The organism is Citrobacter freundii complex sp. CFNIH9 (assembly GCF_002903305.1).
GTDB lineage: Bacteria > Pseudomonadota > Gammaproteobacteria > Enterobacterales > Enterobacteriaceae > Citrobacter > Citrobacter portucalensis.
In genome coordinates, this window is the sequence record NZ_CP026238.1 from 3,981,590 (window position 1) to 4,007,422 (window position 25,833).

Sequence of the window (25,833 nt, forward strand, 5' to 3'; positions counted from 1 at the left end):
TACGGTAAAATTAAAACAAAGCGACTATAAGTATTTGATGTGACACTTTTATGATAATTTGTGGCTACCCCACCACAGATGGATCACAACGCTTTTGGTACGCACTCGCCAGCATTATGTATGTTCGTCAGAAACACGGGCATGCGGTTTCCGCCAGCCAGCGCCCCCTCAATTTGACGAATAAATATTTGTCGATCGTTCCACGCCATATTGCTCAGCATTTCGATGATTACCCGCTCTAACGTTTCGACCTGTGCCGCCAGATCTTGCGATTCTTCTTCTTTTTGCGCGAGCTTAAGTAACAACTCAGTGACGAGGTTTTTCATTTGCCTATTCCCTTAACAAAATATGGGTCACGTTATCATTAAGGCTCACGACTGCCTAGAGGATGAAAGTTGTATTTTTATAAGAAATAAAACGATTTGCGAAAACAATCACAACACAAAATAAGGGAAAATGAGTCCTGAAGCAGGATGATTCAATATAAAAAGGTAAGAAAATTAATAATCACACAAATATATAATACACAATTATGGATTAACAACGCTGACAAGCAGCGTTGTTAATCAGGAACTCAACGAGCCTCGCGCCGACGTCGCAACGCGATAGCCAGTTGCCAGATATTGATAAGCACAATGCTTGCTGTAGCAATGAACACCCAACGGAACCCCGCCATTGCCGAAACCGTTGCCCCCATCAATGGCCCGGCGACGTTGCCAAGGTACATAAATGACTGGTTATAGCCAAAGATGCGTCCGGTTATCTGGTCGCTGGAGTATTTCACCAACAGCGTCTGCACCGCCGGCAACATCGCACCATCAGCAAAGCCGAGCAGAAAACGTAGAATTCCCAACTGCAACGGCGTGGTAACCCACGACATGGCAAAAAACAGCACCACCGCGAAGATTAACGTCGCCATTAAAATCCGCTCAGTACCAATACGGTCGCCTAATTTACCAAGTCGGGGCGCGGAAATCAGAGCAGAAATGCCCGGTACTGAGGCTATCAGCCCACTGAGAAAAGCAATATTCGAACTGTCCGGGACCATTGATTTAATAAACAGCGCCAGAATAGGCCCAATTGAGCCGTTACACAGTTGAATCACCATGGTGGTAAAAAACAGGCTGATCACCAACGCTGGATGCGAAAGCGAGGCAAACACGGCCTTCCCACTCAGACGTTCGCTTTTTTTAATCGTCGGGCGAACGCCCTCTTTGATCAAGAACAGTGTGACCAGAAAACTCACCACCAGCAAGGCGGCGGTAATACAGAATACCGCCCGTAAGCCAACATGATCGGCGATAAAGCCTCCCATCAGCGGTCCGCCAATGACGCCGCTAATTTGCGCCGTAGAGAGCGTACTCAGCGCCCAGCCGCTGCGCTCGCGTGGAACCTGGGACGCAACCAGCGCCATCGCATTAGGAATATAGCCGGAGGTTAACCCCATCACCCCGCGCAGCAGAAAAAGCTGCCAGACGTTAGTGGCAAATGCCTGTAGCAAAATCGCAATGGCCATCCCCAGTGAGGCCCGCAGCAGCATCAGCTTGCGTCCTTTGCGGTCGGCCAGACTGCCCCACATCGGAGAAACAATGGCTGAAATCAGGAAGGTGACGCTGAACGTTAATCCGGACCACATTGATAGCGCTTCATGCGAGGTCACGCCCAGTTGGGAGATATAGAGTGGTAAAAAAGGCAAGATTTGGCTAATCGCCAGTCCGGTAAAAAAGCACCCGAACCAAACGGAAATAAGGTTAACTCTCCAGGATTCCATAAGGACTCATAACGATAATTAGCTGAAAACTGCGAGCAGCTTAACAAATTACTTAGCCGAATAAGGGTCTACAGGTGCGATAAATCACAGTTTAGGATTTTATCTTCCCGCTCATCATATTTGTGATATAGCTCACATCAAACCCATAATATAAACAGGGGATTGTGCTTCCCGCGCGATCTGCGTGTATGTCCCCTTCTAATCCCCTGTCATTCGCCAAAACAATCTGCCAGAAGCCGAGGAAACCTGCGTTTTGTCGTGGTAATGTATGTGCTTTGCATTCATGGAATGGGTTTTTAAGATGGCAAAGTTGCGGGTAGGAATCGTATTTGGTGGTAAATCAGCGGAACATGAAGTGTCATTGCAATCGGCAAAAAATATTGTCGATGCCATCGACAAGACTCGCTTTGACGTTGTGCTGTTAGGTATTGATAAACAAGGGCAATGGCACGTCAGCGATGCCAGTAACTATCTGCTCAATTCAAACGATCCGGCGCATATTGCGTTGCGACCTTCTGAGACCAGCCTGGCGCAGGTACCGGGTAAACAAGAGCACCAGTTGATCGATGCACAAAACGGTCAACCGCTACCGACGGTCGATGTTATTTTCCCAATCGTACACGGTACTTTGGGTGAAGATGGCTCTCTGCAGGGCATGCTGCGCGTGGCGAACCTGCCGTTTGTCGGTTCTGATGTGCTGGGTTCTGCTGCCTGTATGGATAAAGACGTGACCAAACGTCTGCTGCGTGATGCCGGGTTAAACATCGCGCCATTTATTACACTCACTCGCGCGAATCGCAACAGCATCAGCTTTGCCGAAGTGGAATCCCGCCTGGGTCTGCCGCTGTTTGTAAAACCGGCCAACCAGGGATCGTCCGTTGGCGTCAGTAAAGTAACCAGCGAAGCCCAATACGATCAGGCCGTCGCGCTGGCATTTGAATTCGATCATAAAGTCGTTGTGGAGCAAGGGATCAAAGGCCGCGAGATCGAATGTGCGGTACTGGGCAACGATCATCCGCAGGCCAGTACCTGTGGCGAGATCGTGCTGAACAGCGATTTTTACGCTTACGACACTAAATACATTGACGATAACGGTGCCAAAGTTGTCGTTCCGGCAGCAATTGCGCCAGAGATTAACGATAAGATCCGCGAAATCGCCATTCAGGCCTACCAGACTCTGGGCTGTGCCGGTATGGCGCGCGTGGACGTCTTCTTAACTGCTGAAAACGACGTTGTGATCAATGAGATCAACACGCTGCCTGGCTTTACCAACATCAGTATGTATCCGAAGCTGTGGCAGGCGAGCGGTTTAGGCTATACCGATTTGATCACTCGCCTGATCGAACTGGCGCTGGAACGCCATGCTGCGGATAGCGCGCTGAAAACCACTATGTAAACCCGTCAGGATGCCTGATAGAGCTATTGGGCATCCTTTGCTTCATCATTTTCAACGCGGCGGCGGATGATTAATCCGGCCAGCCAAAAGCTAATCACCCAGGTCACCAGCCCCACCGCATAGGTTTGCCATCCCTGCGCTTCAAAACCTAATAACCCCACCACGCCATTCAGAATAAAGATAAGCCCAATAGCGAAGGCATAGTAGTGCCAGTCTCGGCGGATTTTTACAGGCAGGTTCATAACAGCTCCGGTGGAAATACAACACAGGGAGGCATCCTCGCACATTTCCCCGAGGGCGTCTGTGGCCTGTGCGGAATTTCTTAAATGTAACTCAATTTAACTTAAGGTTACATAATTGTGACCGCCAACAAAAAACCGAAATCCAGGAATAATCTCTACCTGAAATTACCATCATTCTGATATTGACATTGCCGATCACCTGTCAGACTCACTCTCAGTTCCAGGCATTACGTCAAAAAAAGCAGGTTATTTCCGGAGGTCTTTATGGCTGATTTTACGCTCTCAAAATCCCTGTTTAAGGGCAAGCATCGGGATCCCTCCTCCCTGCCCGGCAACATTGCGTATGCCGTATTTGTGCTGTTTTGCTTCTGGGCGGGTGCACAGATTTTAAATCTGTTGGCTCACGCGCCCGGCATCTATGAAGAACTGATGCAGCTGCAAATGCAGGAGACAGGACGCCCGCGGGTTGAAATCGGTTTAGGCGTCGGTACCCTCTTTGGACTGATCCCCTTCCTGGCCGGAAGCCTGATTCTTGGCGTCATAGCGGCGGTCATGCGCTGGCGTCACCGTCATCATAAAGATGACTGATTCATACACTTCGCCCGACGGTCATCCACCCGTTTAGCAAACCATGCGGTAGTCAGATTACGCGTGATCTTCGGGCTTTCCAGTTGAATGCCCGGCAGCATTTCACGGGGTAACGTTTTCCCGGTCTTCGCCTCCGCCAGCTTATAAACCTTTTCGTACAATGCGGTTTTTTCAAAGGCCAGGCTGTCACCTTTTTGCAGTTGCTGGCGGATCTCACTCTCGCTCATCCCTAGCTTCCCGGCCAGTTTACGTACCGCCAGCTCCGTTTTGCCCGGCTCACTGCTGCCATAGAGAATCAAATCCCCGTCCATCGCCAGCTTCACTCCGCTGGCTTTACTGACCGCATTCTGGAAAGCTGCATTACGGCTGGCATACCACCCGGCATTAAAATCGGCGAAGCGGAAGATTGGCGCACTGTAATTCGCCGGGTAGTTGAGCAGATGATACGTACCGAACCATAACCCACCACGGCGGCTAAACACTTCCTGACGTACCGTCCCCGCCATTTTCCACGGATACCCGCTGGTGTGCTGCTCAGCAAACGCGATACTGACCTGCATTGGACCACCGGTATGGACCGGATTAAGCGATCCGAACAATGTCTGCCCCATCGGCACCATGTTGATGAAATCATCAAAGATGGCGCTAAGCTGTTTTTCCGTCTTCACCGTATCCAGACGCTCGCTGTAGCTTTTCCCCGTTGGCGAGTTAATCTTTAGCGCGGTATGCACGACAAACAGCGGGATATGCATGCGTTCTGCGCGACGGTCAATCTCTTTCCAGGCTATTTTGCTTAAACCAGGAACGGCCGGATCGGCCTGGAAGTTTGACTCCTGCTGCGCTACCGCCAGCACCGAACAGATGTTTTCAACCGTCGGTGCCAGCTTCTGGCTTTCAAAGGTCTTTGCCAAATCCTGCGCCCATGCGTCCCGGTCTTTCACGCTGGCGGGCATTTTCTGGCGCACCACGCTCGCCACATCGACGGCTTTTTCCCCTTTTTTTAGCGGCTGCGCGGGTTGACTACTGCATCCCACCAGCACTAATGCTGCCAGACCGGACAAGGGGTAAAGACGGGAAACCGTCGACATAACATCTCCTTTTGTTAACTAAGAGTATGGGTAACTTCCTGAATTTCCTGACCATCAAGCTCGCGCTCAAAGCTGCGCAGACGCTTATAAATAGACATTAGTTCCACTAACGTTGTCCAGGAGTTAATCAGATACTGGAACGAGCCGCGCACCTGGCCAAACACGTTGGTGATTTGCGTCATCAAACCGAGCGTAATCGTACCGGCAACAATTGACGGAAACAGCAGGAACAAACCGAAAACGTTATCAACCTGCAGGTAAAGAATACGGGCGATATTGAAGTACATATAGTGAAAATAGAGGCGGAAGTAGTTTTGCCGTACCGCATGGAACAGTTCACGCACCGTCGGTGGCGTCGCACGGTTGCCATCATCTTCGCCATAGACCAATTCTTTACGATAGGCCGCTTCCACGCGCTGGTTTTTAAACTCCAGCCCGGGAAGTTTTATCCCGACCACGGCCAGTAAACCGGTTCCCATCAGCGACCAGACAATCGCGGCAATCACCAGGCCATAAGGCACATGTCCAACAATCGGCAGGTCAGGAACATGGGCAGAGAGCGTAACCAGTACAGGCAGGAAGGCAATCAGCGTCATAATTGCGTTGATAAAGCTGACGCCCATATCTTCCAGCGTAGAAGCAAAACGCATGGTGTCTTCCTGCACACGCTGCGCTGCGCCTTCGATGTGACGCAAATGCTGCCAGTGCGCCATATAGTGTTCGTTCATCGCGGTACGCCAGCGGAACACATAGTGGCTGACGAAGAAGTTGTTCATCACGCCAATGACCACGGCTATCAGCGCAATACCGAGAAAAATGCCCACTTCATGATAGAACTGCTCAATCTTCACCTTGTGTGGTGCGCTGAGCGCAGTTTGAATCAGGTCATAAAATGGCGCATACCAGGCGTTGACGGCGACGCCGACTTCAACCAGAAACCAGGTCACAAAAATAATCAGCGATGTGCCCAGAATAGACCAGTACTGCCAGCGGTGTGGGCTGTAGAGAAACCAGAACAGCGCAAACACCCCGACACAAAGAATGTAGTACGCATAAAAAATCAGGTAATCCAACGACCAGAAACGCGCTGCGCTAATAGGTACGTCTCCCGACGCGCCGGTAATATGTGCAACCCAGGCTCCCCCACCTGCTTGCCAGAATACAACGGCGACCAGTGCCCAAATAAATGCCGAAATAAAGAACGGCCCCGGCTTTGGGAAAAAAGACTTAAACATAGTGCTCTCCTGCTAACTTCTTATCGTTATGACGACTGCTGTGCATTTGCCACCGTGGAGTGCGGAGGCCAGACGGCTTACGCCCAAAAACACAAGCTGAAACCGACAATTGTGACCAAAACCGAGGCACTTAGTTCGCACCTCGGTTATGAAGAATTGTTTCTGTGGTTTTCACACTCGACAACGTTCCAGTATGTGCAGATTATCACAGCGTGAGATCACAAAAGCGAACATCCGCAATCCAGGAAACTCCTGTGTTTACTCATCGTTACGTTTTTCCCACTATCATTGGTTGATAAGCGCTTTGCAATACGCCGATGAGTAGTATAAATACGCATACGCACGACATCCTTTTTCACTTTCTCTAACTCATGGACACCACCGTTGAAACGTAGTCTGCTTTTTTCTGCCGCGCTGTGTGCGGCGTCATTGACATCTGTCCAGGCGGCACAGCCTATAACCGATCCGGTCTTCGCCTCTGATATCGTTGATCGTTATGCCGACCATATATTTTACGGCAGTGGTGCTACGGGGATGGCGCTCGTGGTGATTGATGGTAATCAGCGTGTATTTCGCAGTTTTGGTGAAACACGCCCCGGCAATAATGTTCACCCGCAACTGGATTCCGTAATCCGCATTGCCTCAATTACCAAATTAATGACCAGCGAAATGCTGGTGAAATTACTCGATCAGGGCACGGTCAAACTCAACGATCCATTGAGTAAATATGCACCTCCTGGCGCACGCGTACCCACTTATCAAGGAACACCAATTACGCTGGTGAATCTGGCGACGCATACCAGCGCACTGCCGCGCGAACAGCCAGGCGGCGCGGCCAAGCGCCCGGTATTTGTCTGGCCAACCCGCGAGCAGCGCTGGAGCTATCTCTCAACGGCTACGCTTAAAGCCGCACCAGGATCGCAGGCTTCTTATTCCAACCTGGCGTTTGATCTGCTGGCCGATGCGCTGGGTACCGCGTCCGGTAAGCCTTATCCGCAGCTGTTTGAAGAAAAAATCACCCGTCCGCTGGGGATGAAAGACACCACCTTTACGCCGTCCCCCGATCAGTGTCGACGCCTGATGGTCGCGGAAAAAGGTGCCAGTCCTTGTAACAATACGCTGGCAGCGATGGGCAGCGGCGGCGTCTATTCAACGCCTGGCGATATGATGCGCTGGATGCAGCAGTATCTTTCTTCTGACTTTTATCATCGTAGCCAGCAGGCCGACCGGATGCAGACGCTGATTTACCAGCGTACGCAGTTAACTAAAGTGGTGGGAATGGACGTTCCAGGCAGAGCCGATGCGCTTGGTTTGGGCTGGGTCTACATGGCGCCGAAGAATGGCAGACCGGGAATTATTCAAAAAACCGGTGGCGGCGGTGGCTTCATTACCTATATGGCGATGATCCCACAGCAAAACGTTGGGGCATTTGTCGTAGTGACGCGCTCTCCGCTGACCCGTTTTACCAATATGAGCGACGGTATCAACGAACTGGTTGCAGAGTTGAGCGGGTACAAGCCACAGGTCATTCCTGCATCCTGATTCAATACTCAAAAGGCAAACGGTTAATGCACACCAGTTTGCCTTTATTCATTTCAATGTAACCGCCTTTACGCAATGCTGCGAGAATCTCAGCGACAACCGAGCGTGAAATTCGTGTGCGTTGGTGAATATAGTTCATAACGCCGATGCGTGAACGAAGGGCTTCATCCCATTTCGTCATAGAGATCAATGTCGCGCGGATCTGATCGTAGGAGTTGTTGCCGATCAACTGCAGATCGCGTAATTCAAGCATGGAGTTTTGCCATGCCAACCAACAAAAAGCTTCACGCCAAAGCTGGCACTCTTCAATTATATTAATTGTTTGCGAGGCGGGTAGATGGTATCCCGTACAATCGCTTTCCGTGATTAATCTGTATTGTATATCTGTTTTTATCACACCATCTGAAAGCCCCATAATAAACGGTGCCTGCGCAATACCGACCAGCACATTCTCACCTCGCCTCAGAGAAATTACACCATTTAAAATGATAAAGGTATCGTCACTGTTTATATCACTGGAATAAATTATTTCTTTATCGTTATCACACTCAAAGTGTTTGCCATATTTTGACAAACATTTATCAAGCTTACCAAATTCCACAAGCGGTTTATTTGCAGACAACATTTGGGCATTCCTTGCAATAAATGCCCGTCAAATCCGTGACGGGCATTTTTCTGAGTTAGATTATCTTTTCTTTAACAACAAGAGATGTCTTACCAGGTATATTTAACACCAACATTTGCAGACCAGTCTTGATCAACATCGCCACCACCGAGGTAGTTAGCATCGGTGTATGCGCTGAAGTTTTTGGTAAAGCTGAACTGAGTACCCAGTCCAACACGTACCGCAGAACCTTCTACACCGTTGTCGATAGAGTCGCCGTTTACGTCAGAATCGTTGTTAGAGTCGTCGTAAACGTAGGCCAGTTTGAAGTACGGGGTCAGCGCCTGGTCATCGCTATAAGCGAAGGTATAACCTGCATCGACACCGAGTTCATAACGCATGCTGTCATAAGACTGGCTATCAACTTTCATGTCGTTGCTCAGCTTATAGCCATCACCAGACTGGAACAGACCGGATACGCTGCCGTATGGCGTTACGTAACCTGCGTCACCCAGCTTCAGGTCATAACCCAGTTTCAAGCCAAAGCCCCAGGCGTCAGATGAGGTGCTGCCATCAACATACTCACCGTTGCTCATGTTGGCAGACAGATCGTTGTTGAAGTGAGAGTAGCTTAAGTTACCGTCAACAAAGATGTTGTTGGCAAAGTGAGCAGAAGAGTAGATGTAGGCAGTCTGGCTATCCTGATCCACCTGACCGGTACGGTCGCTCATATCACCTTTCGCGAAGCCTGCTGCAGCACCGACAATCCACTTAGCGTTGTTACCATCAATTTTGGAATCAACACCGACCATGATGCCGTTAACATCCTGATCGTAGTTAATGGTGCCGTTATCTGCATCGAAGCTACCACCGAAGTAGCTAACCCATGCACCACCGTTATCAACCAGACCATGACGCGCGTTAGTCAGACGAGTACCAACGGTATCTTGTTCCAGGTTCCAGATATTGGTGTTAGCAGACGGAATGCTCAGCGCCATGTTCGCGTAGTCTGTCAGTTCCATCTGCTGCAGAACAACGGTGTTACCCTGCTGCTGTGCCTGATAGGTGTAAGCACCCAGGTCAGCTTTGTTAGCTGCAGAGAAGGTCGCGGTGGTATTAGCGTCATTAACGTAGATCAGCTCTTTGCCTTTGTAATCAGCAACAGAACCAGCGCCAGTCGCGTTGTCGATACGGACTTTATAGTTACCGGTTGCGGCCGCTACATGGTCACCATAGTTATCAACTTCAGACTGATCGCCTGAGGTGTCGGAATCGCCGTTACCGTTGATAGTCAGATGACCATCAGAGTTCATCGCGATCACACCATAACCGTAGTTAGACTGAGATTTATCGTTAGTGCGATCGTTGGTCAGATCAGCATTCAGCACATAGTCAGTGCTGTTGATGTCGAAAACACCCGCGTTAACATGGTTATAAGCGTCGGTGTAGCTAGTCAGGTTCAGGGTATCAACCTGCAGTGCATTACCGGTACTGTTACCCACATCCAGAACGCCGTTGTTAGTGACGTTAATGGTGTTTGCATACAGCGCAGCTTCAAGCACATTCCAGCCAGCAGAAACATCATCGGCGATTGTGACAGTACTGTTGTCGATAGACAGCGTATCCGTCGCAACGTGACCATCTTCGTTGATGTTCAGTGCAGAAGCACCGGTCAGAGAGATAGAGTCAGCAACCAGCTCAGAATCACCCACGTTGACGACAGAACCGCTGTTGATGCTCAGGGTATCAATCAGGGAAGTTTTGGTAGTATCCCACTGTGAAGCACCGTTCAGCGTGACGTTGAACAGGCCGCTCTGGTAGACAGCGTTGCCAACTACATGACCATTTTCGTCATAAGAAGTTGTGTCGCTATCAATACCGTAGGTTGAATCCGGCCACAGGCTGTTAGCGGTGATGTCGATCAGCGTAGCGGTGGCTTCAGTGCCTGCAGCGTAGCTGTCATAAACGCCGTCACCATCGGTGTCAACCTGGTGCACGGACATTGCCGCGCCGACCCACTTACTGCCGTTGTTCAGAGTCAGATCCAGACGGTCAGTACCGTCCCAACCATTGGTATCCAGGTCAGCATCGGTATCACGATAAGTGTCAGCACCGTTCGGGAAGAAGTTCTCATCGAAGTTGCTGGAGAACAGCACATCACCCATCAGTGTGGAATTGTTAAATGTTGCGGTGGTCTGCATCGCGTTATCCGCATTTGGATTAGCAATAACCGCTAACGCAATATCGTCTGCAGTATAAGACCCGCTGTAGTCGCTTGCATTGCTGGTGTTACCAAACCAACCGGTGGTGCCTTCGTCAGTCCATGAACCAGAGGTCAGAGTAGAGTCAGTAACAGCGATAGTGTTGTTAAATACTTCACTGCTGTTTACGCCAGTGCTGACGGTATTATCGTCGATATCTGCCCACTCGTAACCCTGAGTCAGGGTTATGCCAGCGACATGAGAGTTGGCGGAGATAGACAGATCAACTTCTTGATCCAGCGTGATAGCTGTACCCAGGTTATAAACGTCGACAACGTGTGTGTCAGCTGCGTCATTATACGTACCGTTGTAGGTATAATGTTCGTAGTTGTCATCGATAGTTGAATTGATGACGTTCATCGCCAGGCGATCGTAGTAATAGTCAGTACCCGTACGGTTAGTACAATCCGTGGTCATACATTCGGATGTCACCATACCGTGAATGGTGCTGTTTTTAATCGTCAGGCTATTGTTATTGCTGTTAGTTGACAGTCCATCATCCAGATAATAAGTAGAAATAACGCCGTTGACAGTGGCGTTATTGATTACCGGATAAATATCACCGTTATAAATACTATCGGTGTCGTAATTGTTCCAACCAACATATCCATCATAATAGACGCCATCCGCATAGGATGCGTCATTATAATGAGCAAACGTTGTGTAGGTGGTCCCAGAGATATCAGTTGAAGCATTCGCCTGAGAAGTGATTGCCAAAGTGCAGGCTAATGCTAAGGAAGGTGCGAATAAGCAGGTCATTTCTTCCCAAGCTGACTCGCTGATTAAAATTTCGCGGATCTGGGCCGATTTTTTTCCCGCAAACACATCGAATCAGCCTATTTAGGCTATTTTTTCCACCATTTCTGGCGTTATTTCCGGTTTTTACTGAGATCTCTCCCACTGACGTATCATTTGGTCCACCCGAAACAGGTTGGCCAGGGTGAATAACATCGCCAGTTGGTTATCGTTTTTCAGCAGCCCTTTGTATCTGGCTTTCACGAAGCCGAACTGCCGCTTGATGATGCGAAACGGGTGCTCCACCCTGGCACGGATGCTGGCTTTCATGTATTCGATGTTGATGGCCGTTTTGTTCTTGCGCGGATGCTGCTTCAAGGTTTTTACCCTGCCGGGACGCTCGGCGATCAGCCAGTCCACATCCACCTCGGCCAGCTCCTCGCGCTGTGGCGCTCCTTGGTAGCCGGCATCGGCTGAGACAAATTGCTCCTCTCCATGAAGCAGATTACCCAGCTGATTGAGGTCATGCTCGTTGGCCGCGGTGGTGACTAGGCTGTGGGTCAGGCCACTCTTGGCATCGACACCAATGTGGGCCTTCATGCCAAAGTGCCACTGATTGCCTTTCTTGGTCTGATGCATCTCCGGATCGCGTTGCTGCTCTTTGTTCTTGGTAGAGCTGGGTGCCTCAATGATGGTGGCATCCACCAAAGTGCCTTGGGTCATCATGACGCCTGCTTCGGCCAGCCAGCGATTGATGGTCTTGAACAATTGACGGGCCAGTTGATGCTGCTCGAGCAGGTGGCGGAAATTCATGATGGTGGTGCGATCCGGCAGGGCGCTATCCAGGGATAATCGGGCAAACAGGCGCATGGAGGCGATTTCGTACAGGGCATCTTCCATGGCACCGTCGCTCAGGTTGTACCAATGCTGCATGCAGTGAATACGCAGCATGGTCTCCAGCGGATAGGGCCGTCGGCCATTGCCCGCCTTGGGATAAAACGGCTCGATGACAGCGGTCATATTCTGCCATGGCAGAATCTGCTCCATGCGGGAGAGGAAAATCTCTTTTCGGGTCTGACGGCGCTTAGTGCTGAATTCACTATCGGCGAAGGTGAGTTGATGGCTCATGATGTCCCTCTGGGATGCGCTCCGGATGAATATGATGATCTCATATCAGGAACTTGTTCGCACCTTCCCTAATTGTGAGACTACAAGTTTCTTTTTCCAAGTGTGCATTTGTCATCCCTCCTCAGGGACGTAATATAGTTGATCCATCAATTATCAATGCAAAGAAAACATTTTATGTTTCGCGGGGAAGATTATGCGGTTTCACAAAGGAAAGGTTCAATTATTCTTTGGTTTAAGTCCGATTACGGACAATAGATATGCAAATTATTCGAAACAGCAAACAAACGTAAAAATCATTTTTATTTTAGACAGTTACATGTAAAACCATTGGCGAAACAATATATTGAAATTATGATTAGCTTAAAAATCAAACGTCAGCAAATAAATGCTGTTAAATCTCGTCACTTAATTAAAAATTAAATTAAACTAAATTCACCATAAAACTAATCACTATTTAAAATAGTCATAATTGCAAAAATAGAGATAACACATAATACCAAGCATTGGTAACATCAACATAACCTCGGCATAACGCCAACTTTCGTAAACCCCTCGCCCTCAGGTTCGGGTATACTACGGCCTTCGATTCCACAAACATCAGGCATACCATGACAGACCTAATCCAACGCCCTCGTCGCCTGCGCAAATCCCCTGCGCTGCGCGCTATGTTTGAAGAGACAACACTCAGCTTAAATGACCTGGTGTTGCCGATCTTTGTTGAAGAAGAACTCGACGATTACAAAGCTATCGACGCCATGCCCGGCGTGATGCGCATTCCAGAGAAACACCTGGCGCGCGAAATCGAACGTATTGCTAATGCAGGCATCCGCTCGGTCATGACCTTCGGGATTTCTCATCACACCGATGAGACCGGCAGCGATGCCTGGAGAGAAGACGGTCTGGTGGCGCGCATGTCGCGTATCTGTAAGCAGACCGTACCAGAAATGATCGTCATGTCCGACACCTGTTTCTGTGAATACACCTCGCATGGTCACTGCGGCGTGTTATGCGATCACGGCGTTGATAACGATTTAACCCTTGCCAACCTCGGCAAACAGGCAGTTGTTGCCGCCGCAGCGGGCGCAGATTTCATCGCCCCTTCCGCCGCAATGGACGGCCAGGTACAGGCGATTCGCCAGGCGCTGGACGCCGCGGGATTCACCGATACTGCGATCATGTCCTACTCCACCAAGTTTGCCTCTTCTTTCTACGGCCCGTTCCGTGAAGCCGCAGGCACGGCGCTGAAAGGCGATCGTAAAACGTATCAAATGAACCCGATGAATCGCCGTGAAGCGATTCGCGAATCGCTGCTGGATGAAGCCCAGGGCGCAGACTGCCTGATGGTCAAACCGGCTGGCGCGTATCTCGATATTCTGCGTGATATCCGCGAGCGCACCGAGCAGCCGATTGGCGCTTATCAGGTCAGCGGTGAATACGCGATGATCAAATTCGCGGCGATGGCAGGTGCAATAGATGAAGAGAAAGTGGTTCTGGAAAGCTTAGGCTCGATCAAACGCGCTGGCGCGGATCTGATCTTCAGCTACTTCGCACTGGATCTGGCCGAGAAAAAAATCCTGCGCTAGCCACTTTGTTGCCGAATGGCGACTTCGCCTTATCGGGCCGACAGTTCCAGGCCCGATAAGTAAAACCCCACCAACAATCACCCTGCCCGATAAAAAGGCTGATCCCCGAGGATCGTCGCCCGGTGCATAATACGCCGCTGCGGCAGATAATCCGCATTGGCATAATGTTGCGTGACGCGATTATCCCAAATCGCCACATCGTTGGGCTGCCAGCGCCAGCGCACCTGAAACTCCGGTTTGGTGATATGGGCGAATAAAAAGCTTAGTAACGCCTCGCTCTCTTTTTCCGTCACATCGACAATTCGCGTAGTAAATCCCTCATTCACAAACAGTGCCTGTTTACCGCTTACCGGATGGGTCCGCACCACCGGATGTAGCAATGGCGGATGTTTCGCCACCGCATCCAGCCAGCGCTGATGCTCCTCTGGTGTCTTGCGGTATTTATATTCCTGGAACGATTTACGGAAATCATGCTCTGCCCGCAGGCCACTCAGCAACTGACGAAACGGCTCAGACAATGCCTCATAAGCAGCAATTCCGCTGGTCCATAGAGTGTCTCCCCCGGCCGATGGCAGCTCTTTTGCTGCCAGAATCGCCCCGGCAGGCGGCGTGTCGATAAAGGTGACATCGGTGTGCCAGTTGTCGTTATCCGGCGGATTATCGTTATGGGTATCCAGCACGATAATTTCCTCTACCCCTTCGGCATGTGGATAGACAGGGTGAATATGCAGATCGCCGAAACGCAGCGCCAGTGCCCGCTGCTGTTGTGGCGTAATCACCTGCTGCCGCAGAAACACCACCTGGTGGCGCAGTACCGCATGATAAAGCTGTTCAAACTGATTATCGCTCAGCGGGCGCGTCAAATCCGCACCAGTGATTTGTGCGCCAATGTACGGCCCCAGCGGGGTAATGCTCAGACGTTCACTCATTGTACTTCTCCATGCCAGGGCGTCAGGCGACGCTGAAGCGCGCGCAGACCCAGTTCTAAAATAAATGCGATAACGGCAATGACCGCGATCCCTGCCAGCACCACATCCGTTGCCAGAAACTCACCGGCTGACTGCACCATAAATCCTAACCCTCGCGTGGCAGCGATCAGTTCAGCTGCCACCAGCGTCGACCAACCCACGCCAAGCCCGATGCGTAACCCGGTGAGGATCTCCGGTAATGCCCCCGGCAAAATAACAAACCACAGCACCTGCGCACGGCTGGCCCCCAGCGACTGCGCGGCGCGCACTCTCACCTGCTGCGCACTTTTCACCCCCGCCAACGCCGACATCGCCACAGGGGCGAAAATAGCCAGATAGATCAACAGGATCTTGGAGGTTTCACCGATGCCAAACCAAATGACCATCAGCGGTAAATAGGCCAGGGGAGGAACCGGACGATACAGTTCAATGATCGGATCGAGAATGCCGCGCATCGTCGGACTCAGCCCCATCGCGATCCCAACCGGAACGCCCAGCAGCACTGCCGCCAGCAGCGCGATAACAATACGCGTCAGACTCGCCGCCAGATGCTGCCACAGCGTGGCATCCATAAACCCTTGCGGCCCGGCAATGACGATCAGCTTTTGTAAAACCTGTCCCGGCGGCGGTAAAAACAGCGGACTGATTAACTGCAGCGCCGCCACCGTCCACCACACCGCCAGAATGACGGCCAACGTACCAAGGCTTAAGGTAATCTGCCGCGAGAACGGCCAGCGCCAGTTCAGCACCCGCTGGCGACGGGGTTTATCATTAATCACCACGCTCATGAGAATGCCTCCCGTTGTTCAAAGACACGACCTAACACGTACTCGCGCATGGCGATAAACTGCGGATCGGACTTAATGCTGCGGCTCGACTCTCCGGCCACAAAGCGACGGGCGAAATTGAGCGGCAGACGTTCCAGTACCCGGCCTGGTCCTGGGGACAGCAATACCAGTTCTGTCGCCATAAACACCGCTTCTTCAATATCGTGGGTAATCAGCAGCACCTGTTTGCCAGTCTCATGCCACAGCTTCAGCAGCAGGGTTTGCATCTGCTCGCGGGTAAAGGCGTCGAGCGCACCAAAGGGTTCATCCAGCAGCAACAGCTGCGGGTTGGCCGCCAGCGCCCGGGCAATGCCGACGCGCTGACGTTGTCCACCGGAAAGTTGCCAGATAAAGCGTTTTCCCGCGCCCTCCAGCCCGACTTTCTGCAACATCTCCAGGGCAATACGCTGACGCTGCGGCTTGTCCACGCCCGCCAGCTGCAGACCAAAAGCCACGTTGTCCTGGACGTTACGCCAGGGCAGCAGACCTTCGTTCTGGAACACGACCCCGCGATCTGCCCCCGGACCATCAACCCTGTTACCCGCCAGCGTGATGCTGCCATGCTGATACGGCACAAACCCAGCAATCAGATTTAACAACGTGGTTTTCCCACAACCGGAAGGCCCGAGTACCACCAGCAGTTCACCGCTATCGAGCGTCAGGTTGATATCCTCCAGCGCCGGTTTTCCACCGTAGCTGGCGGCAAGATGAGAGATTTGCAGCATCATCGCCTCCTTATTTATTGCACGAAGCGATCGGTCACGTACTGGCTGTAATCTGTCGCGACAGCGGGGACTTTGCCCTGCTCTTTAAGGAACTGCGCGGTGTCGATAATCGCTTTGTTCACCGGGCCGGTTAGCTCAGCGGTTTGCTGTTGCGGTGTCAGGTAAGTGTTACCTTTCACCAGCCCCGGAACATCCGCCTCCGGTACACCGCTCAAACGCGACAGTTTGCTGATATTCTCCGACTGCTTCAGCCATTCATCAGGATTAGCGATATAAGGCTGCTGGGCATCGATAGCGCTTTTGGCAAAGGCTTTCACCACCTCAGGATGCTTCTCGGCAAAATCTTTGCGCACCACCCACACGTCCAGCGTCGGTGCCCCCCACTCGCCAACCTGCGAGGAGTCGGTTAACACCTTACCGTCTATTTCCAACGCGTTGACCGCAGGTGCCCAGACATACGCACCATCAATATCTCCGCGCTGCCATGCGGCAATGATCGCTGGTGGTTGCAGGTTCACAATCTCCACCTGGCCGGGTTTAATCCCCCAATGTTTCAACGCCGCCAGCAGGCTGTAATGGGTGGTGGAAATAAACGGCACGGCAATGCGTTTGCCAATCAAATCTTCCGGTTTACTGATGTTTTTCTTCACCACCAGCGCCTCAGAATTGCCGAGCTTTGATGCCAGCAGGAAAACCTCAATAGGCACCTGCTGACTGGCAGCGACCGCCAGCGGGCTGGAGCCAAGATTACCGATCTGCACATCACCGGATGCCAGCGCACGAACGATGCTCGCCCCGCTGTCAAATTTGCGCCAGTCAACGGTCGCCCCGCTCTCTTTGGCAAACGTGTTGTCCGCCTGCGCCACTTTGGCAGGTTCGGCGGAGGTCTGATAAGCAACGGTGACGTTCACCGCCTGCGCCTGAAATGCGATGAATGCCAGTGCGGCAAGAAGTGCGTTACGCGATGAAATAGCCATGATTGTCTGCTCCCCTGTCTTGTTATGGGGGCAGTATTTCGTTGCGGTACAATTTGATAAAGGAATTAAAAATTCTGGCTAAGAACAAAGCGTTTTTAGAAAAAAAGCGGCAATAGTTAGCTATTTCGCTCATTACGGAACGTAGGCCGGATAAGGCGCTTGCGCCGCCATCCGGCAATCAATGCCTGATGCGCTGCGCTTATCAGGCCTACACTCGCTACAACACCCGGCAAATTATTGCGATTTTGTTACATTCGTTACATATCCGCGCCACGATGATTGCCAGCGCGGCGCTGGCAGGCATCATAGAGGCCATTGTCAGCAAGAGAGCAATATCATGATTCATGTTGTGCTGGTGGATGACCATGTGGTGGTGCGTTCCGGCTTTGCGCAATTACTCAGTCTCGAAGACGATCTTAACGTTACCGGTCAGTACAGCAGCGCGGCGGAGGCCTGGCCTGCACTTCTGCATGATGACGTCAGCGTCGCGGTAATGGATATCGCCATGCCGGATGAAAATGGCCTGAGCCTGTTAAAACGACTGCGGGCGCAGAAGCCCGGTTTTCGCGCCATTATTCTCAGCATTTATGACTCGCCCACGTTTGTGCAAAGCGCGCTGGACGCAGGCGCCAGCGGTTACCTGACCAAACGCTGCGGCCCGGAAGAACTGGTGCAGGCTGTACGCTCAGTAGGCATGGGCGGCCATTACCTGTGCGCCGATGCGCTGCGTGCACTACGCGGCGGCGAGCAGCCCGCGCAGGTTCTGGAAGTTCTGACCCCGCGCGAGCGTGAAGTGTTTGATCTGTTGGTTAAAGGTGACAGCGTAAAAGAGATCGCCTTCAAGCTCGACCTCAGCCACAAGACGGTGCACGTTCATCGGGCGAACGTGCTGGGCAAACTGCAATGCCACAGCACCATCGATCTGGTGCATTTTGCCCTCGACCACCAGCTATTGACGGGGCATTAATGTCGCGTAGCCTTCGGCATTGGGTTATTTCTCTGTTTATTCTGCTGGCCTGGGGATCGGGCTGGCTGATGCTGTGGACGCTGGGGTTTTATCTGACCCACAACGGCCAGCAGGCGGCGCTATTTCTGCCGCACGGCGTCTATCTCGCGCTGTTAATTCTGCTTTCTCGCCGTTACTGGCCCGCGCTGATACTGCCGCCGGTGTTGATGTTGTTCTGGCTGCACAGCGAGCAATTACTGAATGGCTATATCCTGCTGGCTGCGCCGTTAATTAGCCTGATTCCGGCGAGCATCGGCCAGTCATACTGGCACCGCTTTCCCCTTTACTGGCAACGCTTAACGCTGCTGCTGGCCGCCGTAACGCTCACCTCATTGCTCAATACCGCCCTGCTTTCACCGTTTATCCAGAGCCCGGCAACGCTGATTGGCCTGGCGTCGTTTACCGGCGGCGTGTTGCTGACGCCGTTTGTTTATCTGATCTATGAATTTCTGCGCCAGCAGCACCGCTATCATCTGCTCGGGCTGGATACCACCAATCCCCCGCTGCGCACCTCGCTTATCATCTGGTGTAGCCTGTTTTTTATTATTGGCATCGGTACTCAGATGGTGCTGTCGCCGGAGATCGAGCGCCTGTTGCTAATCGTGGTGTTTTTACCAAACGTGGTGATGGCGTGGAAATTTGGCTGGCAGGGCGGCGTGTTGTCAGGATTGCTCGGCAGTATGATGATCACTATCGCCCGGCAAATCGGCGTCGGGTTCAGTAACTTACTGGAGCTGGAGATTTTCCTCGCCACCCAGGCTCTGCTGGGTATAGGGCTGGGGATCGCCATCAGCCGCCAGCAGCATCTGGCGCAAAACCTGCACCATTATCGCCAGCGTCTGGAAACCGAACTGGCGGCGCGTCGCGCGCTGACCGAACAGCTGATCCGCACCGAAGAAAACACGCGCAAAAGCCTGGCGCGGGAACTGCACGACGAAATTGGTCAGAACATCACCGCCATTCAAATTCAGTCGCAACTGGTCAAACGCGCACCGGGTCGTGAGCAAACGCTTGAGGCTGCGAATCAAATCAACGACCTGGCCAGGCGTATTCATCACTCCACCCGTCAGCTGCTGCGCCAGCTGCGCCCCCCCGCGCTCGATGAACTGTCTTTTAAAGATGCACTACATCATCTGGTGAATGAATTTGCTTTTGCTGAACGGGGTATTCGCTGCCGCTTTGATTATCAGCTAGAAAATACGCCAGAAAACGAAACGGTGCGCTTCACGCTGTATCGCCTGTTGCAGGAGTTACTCAATAACGTCTGCAAACATGCCGATGCCAGCGATGTGTCGATTACGCTGCGCCAGCGGGAACATTGCTTGTTTCTGGACGTCGCTGACAACGGCGTTGGTATTCTGCCAGAAAAAATTCCCGGTTTCGGTATCCAGGGGATGCGTGAGCGGGTGAGCGCCCTTGGCGGTGAACTGACGCTCGAATCAAACAACGGCACGCGAGTAATTGTTAACCTGCCCACAAATTTGCAACAAACCAGCCGCTAACCAGGAAAAAGTCTTAGTCACTGCGGACTTTCTCTCATCCCCTTTTGCTTTCACTTTCCTATAGTCAGCACAAACGGAGACTGCCATGCATACACGCTCAGCCAGCGAAACAGACCAACAATACCGGGCGCTACGCCCCCGGCTGCTGATGTGTATGGTAATTGGTTACGCCGCGTTTTATCTGACGCGCAAAAGCGTTAACTATGTCCTCCCGGCGCTGCAAACGGATCTGGGTCTGGATAAAGGCGATATCGGCCTGCTTGGGTCACTGTTTTATCTGACCTATGGTCTGTCGAAATTCACCGCCGGGCTGTGGCACGACAGCCACGGACAACGCGCGTTTATGGGTATTGGTCTGTTTGCAACCGGCGTTTTAAACGTGCTGTTCGCCTTTGGTGAATCGCTGACGCTGCTGCTGGTGGTCTGGACGCTGAACGGATTTTTTCAGGGATGGGGCTGGCCGCCCTGTGCCCGACTACTGACCCACTGGTACTCGCGCAACGAACGTGGCTTCTGGTGGGGCTGCTGGAATATGTCAATCAACATCGGTGGCGCCATTATCCCGCTAATTAGCGCTTTTGCCGCCCACTGGTGGGGCTGGCAGGCGGCCATGCTGGCACCGGGGATAATCAGTATGGCACTGGGAATCTGGCTCACCCTGCAATTGAAAGGCACGCCCCAGGAAGAAGGATTACCCACGGTTGGGGAATGGCGGCATGACCCGCTGGAGCTACGTCAGGAGCAGCAAAGCCCGCCGATGGGGCTGTGGCAAATGTTACGTACCACCATGCTGAAAAACCCGATGATCTGGCTGCTCGGCGTATCGTATGTGTTGGTCTATTTGATCCGCATTGCGCTCAACGACTGGGGCAACATCTGGCTGACCGAAAGCCACGGCGTGAATCTGCTCAGCGCCAATGCCACGGTGATGCTGTTTGAAGTTGGCGGCTTGCTGGGGGCGCTGTTTGCCGGATGGGGATCGGATCTGCTGTTCAGCGGTCAACGTGCGCCGATGATTTTGCTGTTCACGCTGGGGCTGATGGTTTCCGTCGCCGCCCTGTGGCTGGCCCCGGTGCACCACTACGCGTTACTGGCAGTGTGCTTCTTTACCGTGGGCTTTTTTGTGTTTGGCCCACAGATGCTAATTGGCCTCGCAGCCGTTGAATGCGGACACAAAGCGGCGGCAGGTTCAATTACCGGTTTTCTCGGGCTTTTCGCCTATCTGGGGGCCGCGCTGGCGGGTTGGCCGCTGTCGTTGGTCATAGAACATTACGGCTGGTCGGGAATGTTCAGTTTGCTCTCGGTTGCCGCTGTATTTATGGGTTTATTGCTGATGCCGTTGCTCATTGCGGGCATTACCCCTTCTCTCAGTCAAAGGATAAAACAATGAAACTGACGCTTACCTCTACCCTGATCGCTTCCGCTCTGACGCTAGCAGCCTTCAGCAACGCAGCCCAGGCGCAGGGCCGTCTGGTGGTGTATTGCAGCGCCACCAACGAGATGTGCGAAACCGAAACCAAAGCCTTCGGTGAAAAATATGATGTGAAAACCTCATTCATTCGCAACGGCTCTGGCAGTACGCTGGCGAAAGTGGATGCAGAGAAGAAAAACCCGCAGGCGGATGTGTGGTACGGCGGTACACTGGATCCGCAATCCCAGGCCGGTGAAATGGGTCTGCTGCAGCCGTATAAATCACCAAACCTCGAACAAATCATGGAGAAATTCCGCGATCCCGCGAAGGTCAAAGGTAATCTCTCTTCGGCGGTTTACGTCGGTATTCTGGGCTTTGGCGTTAATACCCAGCGCCTGAAAGAGAAAAACCTGCCGGTGCCAAAATGCTGGAAGGATCTGACCAAACCTGAATACAAGGGCGAAATCCAGATTGCTGACCCGCAAAGCTCCGGCACCGCCTACACCGCGCTGGCGACCTTTGCTCAATTGTGGGGTGAAGATCAGGCCTTTGATTACCTGAAACAGCTCAACGCCAACGTCTCTCAATACACCAAATCCGGCATTGCCCCGGCGCGTAACGCCGCCCGCGGCGAAACGGCTATCGGCATCGGCTTCCTGCACGACTATTCGCTGGAAAAAGAACAGGGCGCACCGCTGGAGCTGATTTCCCCCTGCGAAGGCACCGGGTATGAAATCGGCGGCGTCAGCATTCTGAAAGGCGCTCGCAACGTCGACAACGCCAAACTGTTCGTTGACTGGGTGCTGTCGAAAGACGCACAGGAGCTGGCGTGGAAGAAAGGCAAATCCTATCAGATCCTGACCAACACCACTGCCGAGACCTCTCCTAACTCGCTGAAGCTCGACGACCTGAAGCTTATCAATTACGACATGGATAAGTACGGCTCGACTGACGTACGTAAGGCGTTGATCAATAAGTGGGTTAGCGAAGTTAAGATGGGTAAATAAGCCCACGTTGCGTTCATTTGCCGGGTGCGGTGTAAACGCCTTACCCGGCCTACATTACCGGAAACGCTATGTCACACACACTTGCACTCCATCCCGTGAAAAAACGGGATGCGATATTTCTTTGGGTTTTGCTCGGCTGGCTGGCGTTTGCCCTGCTGCCTAGCTGGAGCCTGGACTACGGTCTGCTGGAGTCAACGCGGGAAGAAATACTCGCCGCCTACGGCTGGTCGCAGTTCAATATCAGTTGGCTGTGGTATCTGCTGCCAAGCCTGCTGCTGGTGCGCCCATTCCATGAAGCCAGGCGCGAACAGCGCAGCCGCCATTATCTTGACGCGGGTTGGGCATTTTTCTGTATGGCCTTTATTGTCGCCAGCGCCACCCTTGAGGGTCGCGGCTTAGGCTATGCCACCATCGTGCTGTTTGTCGCGCTTGGCGCAATCATGACCCTGGCACTCACCCGCCTCGAATGGCTGGGCGGTGACCGTTTCGTCATCGGCTCACTTACCGCGATTGTCGCTCTGATCGGTATTTTTATCGTCTGGCCAAGCATCGCCATTTTCATTCCGATGTTCACCAACGACGCCGGGGAATTTGCCCCGCTGGCGTTTATGAATGTGCTGTCGCAGGCACATATCATTCAGGTGATCCTCAACTCGATTATGCTGTCGATTGCCGTCGGCGTCGGCTGTACCTTCTTTGGTCTGGTACTGGCTATCTACACCACCCGTATCGCCAGACGTAGCGCCATAATCGGACGTATCTTCTCGATTTTGCCGATCGTCACTCCGCCGTTTGTCGTCGGTTTAGGCGTCACGCTGATGATGGGACGCTCCGGTTACATCACCGAGTTTATGGTCGAATGGTTTGGTTTAACCAACACCAACTGGCTGTATGGCTTTACCGGCATCTGGCTGGCGCAGGTTCTGGCCTTTACGCCGATGGCGTTTATGATCCTCGACGGAGCAATCAAAACCATTCATCCGTCGCTGGAAGAAGCGTCATACACCCTGCGTGCCAGCCGCTGGCAGACCTTTAACGGCGTGTTTGTCCCGCTGCTGAAACCCGCACTGGCTAACGCTTTTTTGATTGTGGTCGTGCAGTCGCTGGCCGACTTTAGTAACCCGCTGGTGCTCGGCGGAAACTTCGACGTGCTGGCAACGCAAATCTACTTCTACATCACCGGTTCGCAGCTTGACTACCAGGCCGCCAGTACGCTGGGTGCCTTCCTGCTGCTGTTTTCGCTGCTGGTGTTCTGCGTGCAGTATATGTGGATTGGTAAACGCTCATACGTCACCGTTTCCGGCAAATCCTACCGGGGCGACGTACAGCCGTTGCCGGTAACGCTGGTATGGAGTGTGGTCGCGCTGCTGGCAGTGTGGATTGCCTTTAACGCCCTGCTCTACGGCAGCATTTTCTATGGTAGCTTCACCGTCAACTGGGGCGTGGACTACACCCTGACGCTGGCGAACTTTACCAAACTGTTCGGTCAGGGGATGAGCGACGGCGCGTGGCCTTCACTGCTCGACACCCTGCTCTACGCCGGGATTGCCGCGCCGATCACCGCGATCTTCGGCCTGCTGATCGCGTGGATCGTGGTGCGCCAGCAGTTTAAAGGCAAGAAGACCATCGAGTTCACCACCATGCTGTGCTTTGCCGTTCCGGGCACCGTCGCGGGCGTATCGTACATTCTGGCCTTTAACAGCGCCCCGGTGTACCTCACTGGTACGGCGGCGATTGTTATTATCTCAATGGTGATGCGTAACGTCCCGGTCGGTATCCGGGCGGGTATCGCGGGCTTAGGCCAAATCGATAAATCACTGGATGAAGCCTCACTCAGCCTGCGCGCCGGTTCTCTGCGTACTATTACGCACATCCTGCTGCCGCTGCTGCGCCCGGCGATCCTCTCGGCGCTGATTTACAGCTTTGTGCGCGCCATTACCACCGTTAGCGCCATCGTGTTCCTCGTCACGCCGGATACCCGCGTAGCGACGGCCTACATCCTGAACCGCGTGGAAGATGGCGAATACGGTGTAGCGATTGCCTACGGTTCCATTCTGATCGTGGTGATGCTGGCGATTATTTTCATCTTTGACTGGCTGATCGGTGAATCACGTACCTCCCGTTCAAAAGCCAAAAACCAGGCGTAATGGAGCGTACTATGACTCAGAAAAATTTCGTTGAACTGCGCAACGTCACTAAACGATTTGGCAGTAATACGGTAATCGACAATATCAACCTCACCATCCCGCAGGGGCAAATGGTGACGCTGCTCGGACCATCCGGCTGCGGCAAAACCACTATTTTGCGCCTGGTTGCCGGGCTGGAAAAACCGAGCGAAGGGCAAATTTTCATTGATGGCGAAGACGTCACCCATCGCTCTATTCAGCAGCGCGATATCTGCATGGTGTTTCAGTCCTATGCCCTGTTCCCGCATATGTCGCTGGGAGAGAATGTCGGTTATGGCCTGAAAATGCTCGGCGTACCGCGCGCAGAGCTGAAAGCCCGCGTCAAAGAGGCGTTGGCGATGGTGGATCTGGAAGGATTCGAAGACCGCTTTGTCGATCAGATCTCCGGCGGGCAGCAGCAGCGCGTGGCGCTGGCCCGCGCGCTGATCCTCAAGCCGAAAGTGCTGCTGTTTGATGAGCCGTTGAGTAACCTCGACGCCAACCTGCGTCGCAGCATGCGCGACAAGATCCGCGAGCTGCAAAAGCAGTTTGATATCACCTCGCTGTACGTCACCCACGATCAGAGCGAAGCCTTTGCGGTTTCTGATACCGTGCTGGTGATGAACAAGGGACACATCATGCAGATCGGCTCACCGCAGGATCTTTACCGCCAGCCCGCCTCCCGCTTTATGGCGAGCTTTATGGGCGATGCCAACCTGTTCCCGGCAACCTTCAGCGACGGATACGTTGATATCTACGGCTATCATCTGCCGCGCCCGATGCACTTTGGTACACAGGGCGAAGGGATGGTCGGTGTGCGCCCGGAAGCGATCACGCTCAGCGATCGCGGCGAGGAGAGCCAGCGCTGCGTGATCCGCCATGTCGCCTATATGGGGCCGCAGTATGAAGTGACGGTGGAATGGCACGGGCAGGAGATATTATTGCAGGTCAACGCTACGCGTCTGCAACCGGACGTCGGCGAGCAGTATTATCTTGAAATCCATCCGTACGGCATGTTTGTTCTGGCGGATGCGGCATAATTTGTGCCGGGCTACGATCAAACAACGGACCA

At 52.7% G+C, this 25,833-nt stretch carries 23 protein-coding genes; 10 read left to right on the forward strand and 13 right to left on the reverse strand.

Features of this window, described 5'->3' with window-relative positions; translation table 11 throughout:
- Positions 1–83: 83 nt before the first annotated feature.
- The gene (locus C2U43_RS20290; protein ID WP_103285693.1) at positions 84–326 is read right to left on the reverse strand and encodes a sigma-S stabilization anti-adapter protein IraP; all 243 of its coding nucleotides are present in this window, start codon (positions 324–326) and stop codon (positions 84–86) included.
- A 248-nt stretch (positions 327–574) separates the two neighbouring features.
- Positions 575–1,771, reverse strand: coding sequence for a multidrug efflux MFS transporter (locus tag C2U43_RS20295; RefSeq protein ID WP_048226321.1), 1,197 nt, complete (start codon positions 1,769–1,771; stop codon positions 575–577).
- A gap of 301 nt (positions 1,772–2,072) precedes the next feature.
- Here C2U43_RS20295 and ddlA point away from each other — a divergent pair, with 301 nt between their 5' ends.
- Positions 2,073–3,167, forward strand: coding sequence for a D-alanine--D-alanine ligase (ddlA, locus tag C2U43_RS20300; protein WP_100272916.1), 1,095 nt, complete (start codon positions 2,073–2,075; stop codon positions 3,165–3,167).
- A 23-nt stretch (positions 3,168–3,190) separates the two neighbouring features.
- Here ddlA and C2U43_RS20305 read toward each other — a convergent pair whose 3' ends face one another.
- A complete protein-coding gene (locus C2U43_RS20305; RefSeq protein WP_103285694.1) occupies positions 3,191–3,409 on the reverse strand; it encodes a DUF2754 domain-containing protein in 219 nt (72 codons plus the stop codon).
- Positions 3,410–3,673: 264 nt separating this feature from the next.
- On the opposite strand from C2U43_RS20305, the gene C2U43_RS20310 reads away from it, so the two are divergent.
- Positions 3,674–3,997 carry a DUF2755 family protein gene (locus tag C2U43_RS20310; protein ID WP_032942507.1) on the forward strand — a complete coding sequence of 108 codons (324 nt, stop codon included), beginning with the start codon at positions 3,674–3,676 and terminating at the stop codon, positions 3,995–3,997.
- On the opposite strand, the gene C2U43_RS20315 is transcribed toward C2U43_RS20310, so the two are convergent.
- The gene (locus C2U43_RS20315; RefSeq protein WP_008783898.1) at positions 3,982–5,085 is read right to left on the reverse strand and encodes a DUF1615 domain-containing protein; all 1,104 of its coding nucleotides are present in this window, start codon (positions 5,083–5,085) and stop codon (positions 3,982–3,984) included. The two genes, C2U43_RS20310 and C2U43_RS20315, sit on opposite strands and share 16 nt — an antisense overlap.
- Before the next feature lie 14 nt (positions 5,086–5,099).
- Positions 5,100–6,320, reverse strand: coding sequence for a peptide antibiotic transporter SbmA (gene sbmA, locus C2U43_RS20320; protein WP_008783897.1), 1,221 nt, complete (start codon positions 6,318–6,320; stop codon positions 5,100–5,102).
- A gap of 384 nt (positions 6,321–6,704) precedes the next feature.
- Here sbmA and ampH point away from each other — a divergent pair, with 384 nt between their 5' ends.
- A complete protein-coding gene (gene ampH, locus C2U43_RS20325; RefSeq protein ID WP_003830945.1) occupies positions 6,705–7,862 on the forward strand; it encodes a D-alanyl-D-alanine-carboxypeptidase/endopeptidase AmpH in 1,158 nt (385 codons plus the stop codon).
- 1 nt (position 7,863) lies between these two features.
- On the opposite strand, the gene iprA is transcribed toward ampH, so the two are convergent.
- The 4 genes from iprA to C2U43_RS20345 form a co-directional block, all read right to left on the reverse strand.
- The gene (iprA, locus tag C2U43_RS20330; protein WP_103285695.1) at positions 7,864–8,487 is read right to left on the reverse strand and encodes a hydrogen peroxide resistance inhibitor IprA; all 624 of its coding nucleotides are present in this window, start codon (positions 8,485–8,487) and stop codon (positions 7,864–7,866) included.
- A gap of 89 nt (positions 8,488–8,576) precedes the next feature.
- Positions 8,577–11,486 carry an autotransporter adhesin EhaB gene (ehaB, locus tag C2U43_RS20335; protein WP_103285696.1) on the reverse strand — a complete coding sequence of 970 codons (2,910 nt, stop codon included), beginning with the start codon at positions 11,484–11,486 and terminating at the stop codon, positions 8,577–8,579.
- Positions 11,410–11,628, reverse strand: coding sequence for a hypothetical protein (locus C2U43_RS30115; RefSeq protein ID WP_327003646.1), 219 nt, complete (start codon positions 11,626–11,628; stop codon positions 11,410–11,412). The genes ehaB and C2U43_RS30115 overlap by 77 nt, the downstream gene beginning before the upstream one ends.
- The gene (locus C2U43_RS20345) at positions 11,610–12,590 is read right to left on the reverse strand and encodes an IS5-like element ISKpn26 family transposase (protein ID WP_000019450.1); all 981 of its coding nucleotides are present in this window, start codon (positions 12,588–12,590) and stop codon (positions 11,610–11,612) included. The genes C2U43_RS30115 and C2U43_RS20345 overlap by 19 nt, the downstream gene beginning before the upstream one ends.
- Positions 12,591–13,198: 608 nt before the next feature.
- On the opposite strand from C2U43_RS20345, the gene hemB reads away from it, so the two are divergent.
- Positions 13,199–14,173, forward strand: coding sequence for a porphobilinogen synthase (hemB, locus tag C2U43_RS20350; protein ID WP_103285697.1), 975 nt, complete (start codon positions 13,199–13,201; stop codon positions 14,171–14,173).
- 77 nt (positions 14,174–14,250) lie between these two features.
- On the opposite strand, the gene tauD is transcribed toward hemB, so the two are convergent.
- Genes tauD through tauA form a run of 4 tightly spaced genes read right to left on the reverse strand, consistent with a single transcriptional unit; the run spans position 14,251 to position 17,670 of the window.
- A complete protein-coding gene (gene tauD / locus C2U43_RS20355; RefSeq protein ID WP_057067134.1) occupies positions 14,251–15,102 on the reverse strand; it encodes a taurine dioxygenase in 852 nt (283 codons plus the stop codon).
- Complete coding sequence (gene tauC / locus C2U43_RS20360) at positions 15,099–15,929, reverse strand: taurine ABC transporter permease TauC (RefSeq protein WP_008783892.1); 831 nt, start codon at positions 15,927–15,929, stop codon at positions 15,099–15,101. The genes tauD and tauC overlap by 4 nt, the downstream gene beginning before the upstream one ends.
- Positions 15,926–16,693, reverse strand: coding sequence for a taurine ABC transporter ATP-binding subunit (gene tauB, locus C2U43_RS20365; protein ID WP_048235995.1), 768 nt, complete (start codon positions 16,691–16,693; stop codon positions 15,926–15,928). Before tauB ends, tauC begins: the two co-directional genes overlap by 4 nt.
- Before the next feature lie 14 nt (positions 16,694–16,707).
- The gene (gene tauA / locus C2U43_RS20370) at positions 16,708–17,670 is read right to left on the reverse strand and encodes a taurine ABC transporter substrate-binding protein (protein WP_103285698.1); all 963 of its coding nucleotides are present in this window, start codon (positions 17,668–17,670) and stop codon (positions 16,708–16,710) included.
- 337 nt (positions 17,671–18,007) lie between these two features.
- On the opposite strand from tauA, the gene C2U43_RS20375 reads away from it, so the two are divergent.
- The 6 genes from C2U43_RS20375 to fbpC all read left to right on the forward strand — a co-directional run bounded on the left by C2U43_RS20375 (position 18,008) and on the right by fbpC (position 25,801).
- Entirely contained in the window at positions 18,008–18,637 is a 630-nt protein-coding gene (locus tag C2U43_RS20375) for a response regulator transcription factor (protein ID WP_008783889.1), read from the forward strand.
- Positions 18,637–20,178 (forward strand): MASE1 domain-containing sensor histidine kinase, encoded by a 1,542-nt coding sequence (locus C2U43_RS20380; RefSeq protein ID WP_032942497.1) that lies wholly within the window; start codon positions 18,637–18,639, stop codon positions 20,176–20,178. The genes C2U43_RS20375 and C2U43_RS20380 overlap by 1 nt, the downstream gene beginning before the upstream one ends.
- An 85-nt stretch (positions 20,179–20,263) precedes the next feature.
- Entirely contained in the window at positions 20,264–21,568 is a 1,305-nt protein-coding gene (uhpC, locus tag C2U43_RS20385) for an MFS transporter family glucose-6-phosphate receptor UhpC (protein WP_003830933.1), read from the forward strand.
- Positions 21,565–22,596, forward strand: a complete 1,032-nt coding sequence (locus tag C2U43_RS20390) for an ABC transporter substrate-binding protein (protein ID WP_003830932.1) — start codon at positions 21,565–21,567, stop codon at positions 22,594–22,596. The genes uhpC and C2U43_RS20390 overlap by 4 nt, the downstream gene beginning before the upstream one ends.
- Positions 22,597–22,664: 68 nt before the next feature.
- Positions 22,665–24,743 (forward strand): ABC transporter permease, encoded by a 2,079-nt coding sequence (locus tag C2U43_RS20395; protein ID WP_008783887.1) that lies wholly within the window; start codon positions 22,665–22,667, stop codon positions 24,741–24,743.
- 11 nt (positions 24,744–24,754) lie between these two features.
- Entirely contained in the window at positions 24,755–25,801 is a 1,047-nt protein-coding gene (gene fbpC / locus C2U43_RS20400) for a ferric ABC transporter ATP-binding protein (RefSeq protein WP_008783886.1), read from the forward strand.
- Positions 25,802–25,833: the final 32 nt, after the last annotated feature.